The following is a 13,545-nucleotide window of genomic DNA, read 5'->3' on the forward strand; positions in this document are numbered from 1 at the left end:
GTTCCACGGCATCGGGTGACGCCGTACGGACCTGCTCCGGACACCCGTTCGCTTAGGAAAGGCACAGGCAGACGATGCGCTCTCTTTCCCTTCTCGCCCCCGCTGCACCCCGGCCGGTCGTCCGACTCGGCGCGGTGCTCCTGACCACTGTCGTCATCGCTGTCAGCGCCGCTGGCTGCGGAGCGGCGCAGCACGACCCCGCACCGCCCATCGACGCTCCAGCGGCACCGGCCGCCGCGAGCGGGGCGGGTTCCACCCTGACGGGCGCCGACGTCAACGCCTGGCTCGACGGCCTGCTGCCGGCCGCACTCGACCGTACCGGCATCGCGGGAGCCACTGTCGCCGTCGTGAACGACGGCAAGATCCTCACAACCCGGGGGTACGGGTACGCCGACACCGGCGGAGGCGGAAAGGCAGGCGTACCGGTCGACCCGGACCGTCATCTGTTCCGGATGGGATCGGTGTCGAAGCTCGTCACCGCCACCGCGGTGCTGCAACTCGTGCAGGACGGGAAGCTCGACCTCGACACCGACGTCAGGACGTACCTCGACTTCGAACTGCCTCTGCGCCACGAGCGGGCCGTCACCCTGCGGCACCTGCTGACGCACACCGCCGGCTTCGAGGAGCGGATCGCCGGCCTCATCGGCACCGACGGCAGCGACCTCAACCTGCGCAAGGCCCTGATGACCGACCCACCGGAGCAGATCTACCAGCCCGGCACCGTCCCCGCGTACTCCAACTACAGCAACGCGCTCGCCGGCTACATCGTCGAACGCGTCAGCGGAACGCGCTTCGAGGAGTACGTCCAACGCAACGTCCTGGACCGCGCGGGCATGCCGTCGTCGACCTTCGAGCAGCCCCTCCCGGCGGCGCTGCGCGACCGGATGTCCAACGGGTACGACACCTCCGCCGGGCCCGCCGTGCCGTTCGAGATCGTCGGCACGCCCCCGCCCGGTGCGCTGAGCGCCCCGGCGACGGACATGGCCCGATTCATGCTCGCCCAGCTCGGCGAGCCGGTGGGCTTCGCGCCCCTGCTGGACCAACCGACCCGTGAGCTGATGCAGCGGCCGGCACTCGACGCGACGTCGTTGGGCACGCTGGCCGCCGGGCCCCGGATGACCCTCGGATTCTTCGCCGAGGACCGCAACGGCCACCGGATCCTCGGCCACGGCGGCGACACCAAGTACTTCCACTCGCACCTGCAGATCTACCCCGACGACCGCGCCGGAATCTTCCTGTCCCTCAACAGCAACGGCTCCGGCGCCCTCGACAGCCACGAGCTTCGCGATTCGGTAGTGAACGGCTTCGCCGACCGCTACTTCCCCGCCCGCGGCGACCAGCAGACCGTCGGCGTGGACCCGGCGACCACCGCCGAGCACGCCGCGCTGGCCGCCGGCACCTACGAGTCATCGCGAGCGATCGGGAGCAACTTCCTGACGGCGATCGGCCTGGTCGGTCGGACCACTGTCAGCGTTGCCGACGGCGACCGGTTGCTGGTGGACCCGGGCCCGCTGTCGGACTCTCCCGCCCTCTACGAGGAGGTGGCGCCCTGGGTCTGGCGCGAGGTCGACGGGCAGCGCACGATCGCCATGCGGGCAACCGGCGACCGGGTCGAGGCGATCAGTTTCGACTCCGCGTTCGCGTTGCTGCCCGTCGAGCCGGCCCGCGCCTCCGCCGTGGCCGTCCCGGTGCTGGCCATGTCCACCGTCGTGCTGCTGCTCGCCGTGCTGTCCTGGCCGGTCGGCGCGATCGTCCGCCGTCGGCTCGGGCGCGCTCCCCGGGAACGGGCGGGGCGCACCGCGCGGATCCTGAGCCGCCTCGCCGTCGCCGGCACGCTGCTCGCGTTCGCCGGTTGGGTGCTGACCATCGGCAGCATCATGAGCCTCCAGGACGTTCCCGGGCCCGCACTGCGCACCGTCCAGGTGCTGCAACTGGTCGGTCTGCTCGGAGTGCTGCCCGCCGCCGTCCGGCTCGTCGACGACCTGCGACGCCACGTCGGCTGGCGGCGGATCACCGGCAGCAGCCTGATCCTGTTCGCTCTCGCCGGAGCGGGCTGGTTCGCCGTGGAGTTCCACCTGCTCGCGCCTAGCATCTCCTACTGACCCGCCCGACCCGGGACGATCCGGAGCAAGGATGCGCACCGCATGAGGGACCACGTCGACACCGAACCCGGCACACCGCGACTGACGAAGTGGCTCGACGGACGGCTCACCCGGCTCGGGGTGAACGGCGTGTTCCGCCGGGACTGCCTGCTGGCCGCGGCGCTGACCGTCCTGACGTTCGTACTGCTCACCGCGCTGTTCTGGTTCGTGGCACCGGAAGATGGGGTGTCGTTCGACCCGGCGCGGGCCTGGCTGCTCGTCACCATCAGCTGCGCGCAGGCGATGCTGCTGTGCCTGCGTCGGGTCCGGCCACTGCTCTGCCTCGCGCTCGTCGTCGGCCTCCAACTGCCCATCATCGGCTTCTCCCTGCCGGAGGCGACCGTCCGGGGCCTCGCACCGTTCGTCGCGGCGTACACGGTCGGGTCGTTGCTGCCGGTTCGCCGTGCGCTGCTGGCCGGCAGCGCGGTCGTGGTGGTGGAGTCGATCGGGGCGGCCGTCGTGGTGACCCCGGATCTGCTGACGGCCATCGCGTACGTCTCGGCGAGCGCCCTGACATACGCCGGCGCGACCTTCGTCGGCGGCTACGTGGCCACCTACCGACGCTACGTGGAGTTGGTCGGGGTACGGGCGGACGAGGCGATCCGGGAGCAGCGCACGAAGGTCCAGGCGGCGATCGGCGCGGAGCGTTCCCGGATGGCCCGGGAGTTGCACGACGTGGCCGCGCACCACCTCTCCGGCATGGTCGTGCAGGCGGCGGCGGTCGAGCGCCTGATCGACCGGGACCCGGCGGCCGCGAAGGCCGGTGTGGCCTGGATCCGTAGCCAGGGCAAGGAGACCCTGGACAACCTGCGGCTGGTCGTCGGTGTGCTGCGCGGCAGACCGGGGCACGAGGGCGGCGACGGTGCTGCTCCGGTGCCAGGGCTGGGCATGCTCGACGACCTCGTCCGCACCGCGGGCGACCTCGCCGGCCCGGTGGAGTTCGTCCGGGAGGGCGAGCAGCGCGAGGTGCCGCCGATCGCTGACGTCGCGCTCTACCGGATCGCGCAGGAGTCGCTCAGCAACGCACGCCAGCACGCTCCGGGCGCTGCGGCGCGGGTGGTGCTCCGCTTCGAGCCCCGCTCGGTGTCGCTGGAGGTGGTGAACGAACCCGCCGCGCCGCGACGCGTACCGGCGGCACGCACCGGTGGCGTCGGCCTGGTGGGCATGCGTGAGCGGGCCCAGCTGGTCGGGGCGACGTTCTCCGCCGGTCCGACGGCGGCCGGTGGCTGGTCGGTCGCCGCGACGCTCCTGACGAACGGTCCCGCCGCATCCCGCCCGAAGGAAGAGGCCCCAGCATGATCAGAGTGATGCTCGTGGACGACCAGGCAGTGGTCCGCGCCGGCTTTCGCGTCATCCTCGAGCAGGCTGGTGAGATCGAGGTCGTGGCCGAGGCGTCGAACGGGTCCACCGCCGTCGAGCTGGCCCGCCGGCTGCAACCGGACGTCATCTGCATGGACGTCCGGATGCCGCACGGCGACGGACTCACCGCGACCCGGCAGATCGTCGCCGAGGCGAGCGGGACGCCACCGGCGGTGCTGGTCGTGACGACCTTCGACCTCGACGAGTACGTCTTCGGCGCGTTGGAGTCCGGCGCCAGCGGGTTCATCCTCAAGGACTGTGAGCCCGAGGAGCTGATCGAGGCGATCCGTCGGCTGGCGAGCGGGTACGGGCTCGTCGACCAGGCCGTCACCCGTCGGGTGATCTCCGAGTTCGCCAGGCGTACGCCCGCTCCCCGCTCGGACGCGGCGGCGGCGCACCAGCTGACCGCGCGGGAGACCGAGATCGTGGAGTTGCTCGCGCAGGGCCTGTCGAACGTCGAGATCGCCGAGCGGCTCTTCATCGAGACCAGCACTGTCAAGTCGCACCTCGGGCGCGCCATGACCAAGATCGGCGCACGGGACCGGCTACAGACCGTCGTGTGGGCGTACCAGAACGGGGTGGTCCACCGGTGACAGCGACAGTGGTCCGCTGCCCGGCGGCGGCGCGTGCACCCGGCGTCGAGAGTGGACATTGTCGGAGTACGATCCGGGTCGTACCGCTGTGGTGACCTCCAGCTGACGACCCCTCGATAGGAGCCTGGCATGGCCGGCCCGGACCCCGAACTCGCCGCGAAGCTTCAGCCCGACGTGCCGCACGCGGCACGGATCTGGAACTACTGGATGGGCGGCAAGGACAACTTCCAGTCCGACCGGGCGGCCGGCGACGCTGTCGCCGAGGTCTACCCGGAGATCGTCCTCATGGCACAGCAGTCCCGTGTGTTCCTGGTGCGGGCGGTGCGTTACCTCGCGGCCGAGGCGGGCATCCGGCAGTTCCTGGACATCGGCACCGGCCTACCCAGCATGCAGAACACGCACGCGGTCGCCCAGGGCATCGCGCCCGACTCCCGCATCGTCTACGTGGACAACGACCCGATGGTGCTGGTGCACGCGCGGGCGTTGCTGGCCAGCACGACGTCGGAGGGTGTCACCACCTACGTACCGGCCGACTACCACGACCCGGAGAAGATCCTCGCCGAGGCGGCGCAGACGCTCGACTTCAGCCAGCCCATCGCCGTGATGTACATGGGCGTGATGGGCTACGAGCCCGACCTGGCCGAGGTGCGGTCGATCGTCGAGCGGACGATGGCCGCGATGCCGTCCGGCAGCTATCTCGTGCTCTGGGACGGCACCGACACCAGCCCCGCCGTGGTCGCCGGTGCCGAACGGCTGGCACAGAGCGGTGGAGTGCCGTACATCCTGCGCAGCCCGGAGGAGCTCGACACCTGCTTCGCCGGGTTGACCAAGGTGGAGCCCGGCCTGGTGCCGATCCCGCTGTGGCGACCGGACGACGCTGACGCGGTCGGGATCGACGCCTACGGGGCAGTGGCCCGCAAGCCCTGACCGACACGACGTCCGCCCCGCTCCCGCCGTCGCGCCGGAAGCGGGGCGGACGTCGTTCACCGGGCGTCGTTCACCGGGCGCAGCTCATGGTCAGCCCGTCGGGAACCGCACTGGCCGTCACGAGCATCCCGAACGTCGTTGCCCCGTCCAGCGCCAGCGTCCCGTTGTAGGACGCGTTGCGGACCGACACGTCGGCGCCGGTGGTCTCGACCACCCCACCCCAGACCGTCTGGATCCGCTCGTCACCGGACCACCGCCAGGAGACGTGCCAGCGGTCCAAGGGTTGCGTCCCGGTGTTGCGGACCGTGACCGTGGCGACGAAACCGTTGCCCCAGCGGGCGTCGATCGTGGCCGTCGCCCGGCACGAGGCCAGCGGGGCGGTCCGCGCCGACCCGATCATGTACGGGTCGCGCTTGCCGTCGGGGTCGCTGAACCGGTACCAGTACTCCGTGTCGGGGGTCAGACCCCCGATGGTCACCGTGCCGAAGCGCTCCGGCCCGGAAACGGCCTCGGCCACCGGCGTCCGCCACTGTTGGGCGTCCTCGCGGCTGGCGAAGAGGCTGACGGTCATCGGCGGGTCGTAGCCGCAGGGCGGTCGGAAGAAGATCGAGTACGAGATGGTCACGCTCGTGGTGGTGACCCCGGCGACGCTCCCGGTGATCGGCAGAGCCGGCGGGCAGGCGATGGTCGGCGACGGCGACGGCGTGGCCGACAGGGTGGGGGTGGGCGTCGCGTCGGTGCCGCTGGTCGTCCCGGTCCAGGCGGCCAGCGCCATGGTGGTGACAGCGAGGAACATGCGAAGCATCGGAACCTCCGTGGTCAGCGGGCACCGATGACCGAGGTGGTATCCGGCGCGCGCTCGGGTTTCCGGTCATCGACGAGGCTGCCCGGCACGGGTGACATGGTCACACCGCGCGCCCCGTGGACCGGAGGAGATCTGGTGCGCGCTGGCTCCCCGAGCACGACCGAACCACAGCATGGCAGTCGACAGGCATCGATACAACCCGATCCCGCCGGCCCGTCACCGGGGAGACGGATCGACCCGCACCCGATCGCTCTCCCGGTCGGAGAGGAAGGACGCCAGTGCCTGCCCCTGCTCGGCCACGGCATCCCGGTCCGTCCGAGAGAGTCCGCCGAGCGGTCTCACGACAACCGTCCCCGAATCGACGGTCCAGGTCGCCGCGACCCGGCCGTCGACGAGCACCACGCGCTCACCGGCCACCGAGAGGTTACGGTGCGCGTCGTCGATGATCCGGCTGCGGTCGTCGTAGCCGAGGATCGCGTTGTCGAACGCCGGCAGGAACCGCACCGGGGCGGGTGTGTCCGGGTCGGGGCGCGGTGCGGCGGGAAGGTCGATGAGCTTCCGGCCACGCTCGTCGCGAAAGGTCACCAACTCGTCCCGCATGGCGGTCACCACTGCCGGCAGCCCGGCGAGACCACACCAGGCGCGCAGGTCGGCCGTGGCCGCCGGGCCGAACGCGGCCAGGTAACGGCGCACGAGCAGCCGGCCGACCTCGTCGACCCCGGTCGCGGCCGGCGGGTCGATCTCCCGGCCGAGCCAGGCGGAGAGCAGGACGTAACGCGCGCCTCCCTTCGCCCGCCACACCCCGCGCGGCGGGACCTGCGTCATCGGGAGCAGCGCGACAGCGATCTCGCCCAGCACGCGCAGCCCCGGCGTCGGCCACCGCTCGCTGAGCGCCCGCCCGATGTCGGGCATCGAGCGGGGCTCACCGTCGGTCACCACGGCAAGCGCGGCAGCGGCGAGTTCGTCGAGGTCCACCCCGTCGAGCGCGCCGCGGTAGACCCCGAGCACGCGTTGGCGCAGCATGGCGTCGTGACGGGTGCGCCAGGCCACGACGTCGTCGGCGACGAGCAGGTGGACGGTGCGGCGCATGAGGTGGGTACGCACCACGTGTCGCTGGGTCAGCAGGGTCGAGAGCACCGTCGGGTCGAACGCGCGCAGCCGCGACCACAGCCCGACGAACGGCTCCTGCGGCTCCTGGGCCTGCAGGCCGCCGAGGTGGGCGACGGCGTCGAGCGCCGGCAGGTCGGCGCGGTCGAGCAGCAGCTGCCGGGCGAGCGTCGCACGGTTGAGCGCCAGCGTGTCGAGAATGGTCATCGGGTCCCTTCGGCCGGCCTGATTATCCGACCCGGGGCCGACAGTCTCGGGTACGCGGACTCGCCCCGCCCGGCGAGGCCGGACGGGGCGAATTCGAGCGGGGTGGACCGATCAGTGCTTGCCGACGAAGATCCCGATGCCGTTGGCGACCATTCGCTCCGTACCGTCGGACGGGCTGTTGCGGGCGGTGGCCGCGGCCTGGCCCGGCTCACGGACGGCGACCGTGCTCGTTCGCCATCGCCGCGACGACAGTGCGCTGCGCCACCGCGCCGGGGTGCAGCAGGTCCAGGGAGACCTTGTTCTTCTAGAGGTCGGCGGTGAGCAGGTAACCGACGGTGACGCCCCGGGGCGTTGTCACCTCGAACGAGCCGTACGTGACGCCCGGGGCGAGCTGCTCGGTCGAGGTGATGGTGATCGGGGTGCCGGTCGCGGGTACCGTGGCGGTCGCGGCGTGGGCGACGCCTGCCGGCGTGACGAGCGCGGTGAGTCCCGCCGCGAGCAGCAGCGCCAGACGTGGGCGTACGAGGTGCGGTGACCTCATTTGCCGCTCCTTTCCTGGTGCGTTCCTGGCCTGGGCCGGGATGGTCGGGCCGGGCGGTTGTTGACCGGACCGGCGATGATCTTCCTGGTCAGCCGATCACTCGGGGGTGCCAAAAAGTTTTGTGGAGTTCCTACAACTGAGGGACGGTGGGTTCGGTGGTTGCGCCATAGCGCTTGCCGCCGTCAGCCGGAAAGGTGATCACTGCTGGGAGCCGCCGTCTCTCCGCACGCAGGTCGAGGTCTAGCTAAGGGGTTCTTCGGGTGTTCAACCGTGTCGCCATCGTCAACCGTGGTGAAGCCGCCATGCGGCTCATCCACGCGGTCCGCGAGCTGGCCGCGGAGACCGGCATCCCGCTCGAAACCGTGGCCCTCTATACCGATGTCGACCGCAACGCCACATTCGTCCGCGAAGCGGACATCGCCTACGACCTCGGCCCGGCCTCCGCCCGCCCATACCTCAACCTGGCGGTGCTCGAGCGCGCCCTGATCGAGACCGGGGCCGACGCCGCGTGGGTCGGCTGGGGCTTCGTCGCCGAGGATCCAGCGTTCGCCGAGCTGTGCGAGAAGATCGGCGTCACCTTCGTCGGCCCGAGCCCCGACGCCATGCGCCAACTCGGCGACAAGATCGGCTCGAAGCTGATCGCCGAGAAGGTCGGCGTGCCGGTCGCGCCGTGGAGCCGAGGCGCGGTGGAAACCCTCGCCGCCGCCCAGGCCTCGGCAGCCGAGGTCGGCTACCCGCTGATGCTGAAGGCGACAGCCGGCGGTGGCGGACGCGGCATCCGCGTGATCAGGAACGAGGCCGAGCTGGTCGACGCGTACGAGCGCACCAGCCAGGAGGCGGCACGGGCCTTCGGCAGCGGCATCGTGTTCCTGGAGCGCCTGGTCACCGGGGCCCGGCACGTCGAAGTCCAGGTGATCGCCGACGGGCAGGGCACCGCGTGGGCCCTCGGCGTCCGCGACTGCTCGGTGCAGCGACGCAACCAGAAGGTCATCGAGGAGTCGGCGTCGCCGGTGCTCGACCCGGCGCAGGCCGCCGAGCTGAAGACGTCGGCCGAGCGACTGGCCGTGGCGGTCGGCTACCGCGGCGCGGCGACCGTCGAGTTCCTCTACCACCCCGGTGACCGGTTGTTCGCGTTCCTGGAGGTCAACACCCGCCTCCAGGTCGAGCACCCGATCACCGAGCTGACAACCGGTTTCGACCTGGTCAAGGCCCAGCTGCACGTCGCCTCCGGCGGGCGGCTCGACGGTGCGCCGCCGGCAGAGCGCGGCCACGCCATCGAGGCCCGGCTCAACGCCGAGGACCCCGACCGCGACTTCGCACCGTCCCCCGGCCGCATCGCCCGGCTGGACCTGCCCAGCGGCCCCGGCATCCGGGTGGACACCGGCGTCAGCGAGGGTGACACCATCCCCGCCGACTTCGACTCGATGATCGCGAAGATCATCGCGTACGGCCGGGACCGCGACGAGGCGCTCGGCAGGCTGCGCCGGGCGATGGCGAACACCACGGTGATCATCGAAGGTGGGGCCACGAACAAGAGCTTCGTGCTCGACCTGCTCGACCAGCCCGAGGTGATCGACGCCAGCGCGGACACCGGATGGATCGACCGCGTCCGCGGCGAGGGCCGCCTCGTCACGCACCGCCACTCCGCCGTCGCCCTGGCCGCCGCCGCCATCGAGGCGTACGAGGAGGATGAGCGCGTCGAGCGTCAGCGGCTGCTGTCGACGGCGGCCGGCGGGCGCCCGCAGGTGCAGCACGCCAGCGGCCGACCGTTGGACCTCAAGCTGCGCGGCGTCGACTACCGCACCCGGGTGGCGCGGGTCGGCGCGCACCGGTTCCGGGTCGGCATCGAGACCGGCCCCGTCGTGCGCACCGCCGACGTCGAGCTCGACCGCTTCGACCGGCACACCGGTCAGATCGTCGTCAACGGCATCCGCTACCGCCTGCTCACCGGCACGTACGGGCCGACCCACCTGGTCGAGGTGGACGGCGTGACGCACCGGGTCAGCCGGGACGAGGGTGGCGTCCTGCGCTCCCCGATGCCCGCGCTGGTCGTCGCCACGCCCCTCGAGGTCGGCGCGGAGGTCGAGGCGGGCGCGCCGGTGCTGGTGCTGGAAGCGATGAAGATGGAGACGGTGCTGCGGGCGCCGTTCAAGGCACGGCTCAAGGAGTGCGCCGTCTCGGTGGGCAGCCAGGTGGAGGCCGGTGCGCCGCTGCTGCGCCTGGAGCCGCTCGCGGACGACGCCGAGGAGACCGCTGACGACCCCAGCACCGAGACCGTCGAACTGGACCTGCCCACCGCCGCCACGGACATCCCGGCGTACGAGCGCAGCAGGCGCGGCCAGGAGGACCTGCGGGGTCTGCTGCTCGGCTTCGACGTCGATCCGCACGACGACCGCCGGGTGCTCGACGACTACCTCACCGCGCGGCGGACAGCCACCGAAGCCGGTCAGCGGCCCCTGGCCGCCGAACTCGACCTCATCGAGGTGTTCGCCGATCTCGCCGAACTGAGCCGCAACCGGCCGACGGGCGAGGACGGCGGCGCCGCGCACGTACACAGCGCCCGGGAGTACTTCCACACCTACCTGCAGAGCCTCGACGTCGAGCGGGCCGGGCTGCCGGACGCCTTCCAGACCAGGCTCGGCAAGGCCCTCGGCCGGTACGGCGTCACCGACCTGGACCGCACCCCCGCCCTCGAAGCCGCCGTCTTCCGGATCTTCCTCGCCCAGCAGCGCGCCTCCGCGGACGCGCAGGTCATCGCGGCGCTGTTGCGCGCCTGGCTGCTGGAGACCCCGCCGGACGAGACGCTGCGCGAGCCGGCCGGCCTCGCACTGGAGCGGCTGATCGCCGCGACGCAGGTCCGCTTCCCCGTGATCGCGGACCTCGCCCGCGGCGTGGTGTTCGCCTGGTTCGCCCAGCCGCTGCTGCGCCGCAACCGCGCGCGCGTCTACGCCGAGGTCCGTGGGCACCTGCGGCACCTCGACGCGCACCCGGACGCCCCGGACCGCGCCGAGCGCATCGCCGCGATGGTCCGCAGCACCGAGCCGCTGGTCCGGCTGCTCGGCCAGCGGCTCGTCCGCGACCACCTCGACAACGCCGTCATGTTGGAGGTGCTGACCCGGCGGTACTACGGCAACCGGTCGCTCACCAGCGTGCTCACCCGCGAGGTCGCGGGCTGCACGTTCGTGGTCGCCGAGCGCGTCGACTCCAGCGTGGTCTCCGCCGCGGTCAGCTTCGACGCGCTGGGCAGCGCCCTGCGCGGGCTGGCCGAGCTGGCCACCGGCGAGGACGCCGTGGACGCCGACATCTACCTCGGCTGGGAGAACCAGCCGGAGGACTTCGACGCGATGGCGGCCGCGCTGGCCGAGGTCATCGCCGCGCACCCGCTGCCGCCCCAGGTCCGTCGGGTCACCACCACCGTCGCGGGTCGCGGCGGAGCGGTGATGCACCACCACTTCACCTTCCGTCCGTCGGGCGCCCAGCTGACCGAGGACCGGCTGATCCGTGGGCTGCACCCGTACATCGCGCAGCGGATGCAGCTGGAGCGGCTGCACAAGTTCGACCTGACCCGGCTGCCGTCGTCGGACGAGGAGGTCTACCTCTTCCAGTGTGTGGCCCGGGAAAACCGCGCCGACGAGCGCCTCGTCGCGTTCGCGCAGGTGCGTGACCTGACCGAGCTCCGCGAGCAGGACGGCCGACTGGTCGCGCTGCCGACGGCCGAGGACACCATCGCCGCCTGCCTCGACTCGATCCGCCGCGCCCAGTCGCGGCGGCCGTCGAAGACGCGCTTCAACACCAACCGCATCGTCGTCTACGTGTGGCCGCCGAGCGAGCTGACCCGCGAAGAGATGGAGATGATCGCCGGGCGGGTCCGCCCGACGACCGCGGGCGCCGGCCTGGAGGAGATCCTGTTCATCGCGCGCCAGCGCGACCGCCGGACCGGCGAGCTGACCAAGATCGCCGTACGGATCTCGTTCGACGCCGCGGGCGGTGCCGAACTGGCCGTCGGGGAGCCGCCGGTCGAGCCGCTCGAGCCGCTCGACGAGTACCGGCTCAAGGTGCTGCGGGCCAGCAGCCGCAACACCGTGTACCCGTACGAGCTGACCGGCCGGCTCGGCGACTTCGTCGAGCACGACCTCGACGCCGACCACGCCGTGCAGGATGGACGGTGCTCGTCTCCGCCCAAGACCGGCTCCGACTGCGCTCCGTCGTTAGTGCCGGTGGATCGGCCGAAGGGGCGCAACAGCGCCGCCATCGTCGCCGGGGTCGTCACGACGCCGACCGAGCGCTACCCCCAGGGCGTCACCCGGGTGGTGCTGCTCGGCGACCCGACGAAGTCGCTGGGCGCCCTGTCGGAGCCGGAGTGCCGGCGCGTGATCGCCGCACTGGACCTGGCCGAGCGGATGCAGGTGCCGCTGGAGTGGTGGGCGCTGTCCGCCGGTGCCCGGATCTCGATGACCTCCGGTACGGAGAACATGGACTGGGTTGCCGCGGCGCTCAAGCGGATCGTCGAGTTCACCCAGGCCGGCGGTGAGATCAACATCGTGGTCGCGGGCATCAACGTCGGCGCGCAGCCGTACTGGAACGCCGAGGCGACGATGCTCATGCACACCAAGGGCATCCTGGTGATGACGCCCGACTCGGCGATGGTGCTCACCGGCAAGCAGTCGCTCGACTTCTCCGGTGGTGTGTCGGCTGAGGACAACTTCGGCATCGGCGGCTACGACCGGGTGATGGGGCCGAACGGGCAGGCGCAGTACTGGGCGCCGAACCTGACGGCCGCACGGGACGTGGTGATGGCGCACTACGACCACTCCTACGTCGCGCCCGGCGAGGACGCGCCCCGGCGGGCGGTCACCACCGACCCGGCCGACCGCGACATCTCCGGCTTCCCGCACGACGTGGCGGGCAGCGCCTTCGCCACCGTCGGGGAGATCTTCTCCGTCGAGTCCAACCCGGACCGCAAGAAGCCGTTCGACATCCGTACGGTGATGCGGGCCCTCTCCGACCAGGACCACCCGGTGCTGGAGCGCTGGGCCGGCATGGCGGACGCGGACACCGCCGTCGTGCAGGACGTCCACCTCGGTGGCATCCCGGTCTGCCTGCTCGGCATCGAGTCCCGGTCGGTGCCCCGGCACGGCTTCCCGCCCACCGACGGCCCGGACACCTACACGGCGGGCACGCTGTTCCCCCGCTCGTCGAAGAAGGCCGCGCGGGCGATCAACGCGGCCAGCGGCAACCGGCCGCTCGTCGTGCTGGCGAACCTGTCCGGCTTCGACGGCTCACCGGAGTCGATGCGCAAGCTGCAACTGGAGTACGGCGCCGAGATCGGCCGGGCGATCGTGAACTTCCGGGGGCCCATCGTCTTCTGCGTGATCTCGCGCTACCACGGCGGTGCGTTCGTGGTGTTCTCGAAGGCGCTGAACCCGAACATGACGGTGCTGGCGCTGGAGGGCTCGTTCGCCTCGGTGCTCGGTGGCGCACCCGCTGCCGCTGTGGTGTTCTCCGCCGACGTCAACGCTCGTACGGCTGCCGACGCGCGGGTGCGGGACCTGGAGGCCAGCGTCGCGGCGGCCAGCGGCACCGAGCGCGCCGCGCTGACCGCGGAGCTCGACGAGCTGCGGTCTTCGGTGCGCGCGGAGAAACTGAGCGAGGTGGCGGCGGAGTTCGACCGGGTGCACAACATCCACCGCGCCGTCGAGGTCGGCTCGGTGGACGCCGTCATCCGCGCCGCCGAGCTGCGTCCGCGCATCATCGAGGCCATTGAGGCCCGCCTGGGGTAGAGCGGTCGGAACGCCCGCAACCACGTCAGCACCACCGGTCGTCGACCGGTGGTGCTGACGTGTGGAAGGGGGTGAGGTGCGTGGC

Annotated in this window: 8 protein-coding genes; 5 read left to right on the top strand and 3 right to left on the bottom strand. The window is 71.7% G+C overall.

Going from position 1 to position 13,545, the window contains the following annotated elements:
- Positions 1-74 precede the first annotated feature (74 nt).
- The 4 genes from ABZU43_RS10195 (at position 75) to ABZU43_RS10210 (ending at position 5,020) form a co-directional block, all read left to right on the top strand.
- Positions 75-2,102 carry a serine hydrolase domain-containing protein gene (locus ABZU43_RS10195; RefSeq protein WP_355006178.1) on the top strand — a complete coding sequence of 676 codons (2,028 nt, stop codon included), beginning with the start codon at positions 75-77 and terminating at the stop codon, positions 2,100-2,102.
- A gap of 42 nt (positions 2,103-2,144) precedes the next feature.
- Positions 2,145-3,440, top strand: a complete 1,296-nt coding sequence (locus ABZU43_RS10200) for a histidine kinase (protein ID WP_355006179.1) — start codon at positions 2,145-2,147, stop codon at positions 3,438-3,440.
- Positions 3,437-4,093, top strand: coding sequence for a response regulator transcription factor (locus ABZU43_RS10205; RefSeq protein ID WP_355006180.1), 657 nt, complete (start codon positions 3,437-3,439; stop codon positions 4,091-4,093). Before ABZU43_RS10200 ends, ABZU43_RS10205 begins: the two co-directional genes overlap by 4 nt.
- Before the next feature lie 129 nt (positions 4,094-4,222).
- Positions 4,223-5,020, top strand: coding sequence for an SAM-dependent methyltransferase (locus ABZU43_RS10210; protein WP_355006181.1), 798 nt, complete (start codon positions 4,223-4,225; stop codon positions 5,018-5,020).
- Between the two features lie 70 nt (positions 5,021-5,090).
- Here the strand turns inward: ABZU43_RS10210 and ABZU43_RS10215 are convergent, their stop codons facing one another.
- From ABZU43_RS10215 to ABZU43_RS10225, 3 genes are all read right to left on the bottom strand, one after another.
- Complete coding sequence (locus ABZU43_RS10215; protein ID WP_355006182.1) at positions 5,091-5,825, bottom strand: cellulose binding domain-containing protein; 735 nt, start codon at positions 5,823-5,825, stop codon at positions 5,091-5,093.
- A gap of 216 nt (positions 5,826-6,041) precedes the next feature.
- A complete protein-coding gene (locus ABZU43_RS10220) occupies positions 6,042-7,139 on the bottom strand; it encodes a winged helix DNA-binding domain-containing protein (protein WP_355006183.1) in 1,098 nt (365 codons plus the stop codon).
- A gap of 304 nt (positions 7,140-7,443) precedes the next feature.
- Entirely contained in the window at positions 7,444-7,680 is a 237-nt protein-coding gene (locus tag ABZU43_RS10225; protein WP_355006184.1) for a hypothetical protein, read from the bottom strand.
- A gap of 260 nt (positions 7,681-7,940) precedes the next feature.
- Here ABZU43_RS10225 and ABZU43_RS10230 point away from each other — a divergent pair, with 260 nt between their 5' ends.
- A complete protein-coding gene (locus ABZU43_RS10230; RefSeq protein WP_355006185.1) occupies positions 7,941-13,460 on the top strand; it encodes a carboxyl transferase domain-containing protein in 5,520 nt (1,839 codons plus the stop codon).
- Positions 13,461-13,545: the final 85 nt, after the last annotated feature.

The sequence above is a fragment of the Micromonospora sp. NPDC005205 genome, from assembly GCF_040608275.1.
In the GTDB taxonomy this organism is placed as follows: Bacteria; Actinomycetota; Actinomycetes; order Mycobacteriales; family Micromonosporaceae; genus Micromonospora.

Bases quoted from the DNA above. Each gene is read 5' to 3' on its own strand.
- ABZU43_RS10195 (WP_355006178.1), top strand. From the start codon at position 75: ATGCGCTCTCTTTCCCTTCTCGCCCCCGCTGCACCCCGGCCGGTCGTC.
- ABZU43_RS10200 (WP_355006179.1), top strand. From the start codon at position 2,145: ATGAGGGACCACGTCGACACCGAACCCGGCACACCGCGACTGACGAAG.
- ABZU43_RS10205 (WP_355006180.1), top strand. From the start codon at position 3,437: ATGATCAGAGTGATGCTCGTGGACGACCAGGCAGTGGTCCGCGCCGGC.
- ABZU43_RS10210 (WP_355006181.1), top strand. From the start codon at position 4,223: ATGGCCGGCCCGGACCCCGAACTCGCCGCGAAGCTTCAGCCCGACGTG.
- ABZU43_RS10215 (WP_355006182.1), bottom strand. From the start codon at position 5,825: ATGCTTCGCATGTTCCTCGCTGTCACCACCATGGCGCTGGCCGCCTGG.
- ABZU43_RS10220 (WP_355006183.1), bottom strand. From the start codon at position 7,139: ATGACCATTCTCGACACGCTGGCGCTCAACCGTGCGACGCTCGCCCGG.
- ABZU43_RS10225 (WP_355006184.1), bottom strand. From the start codon at position 7,680: ATGAGGTCACCGCACCTCGTACGCCCACGTCTGGCGCTGCTGCTCGCG.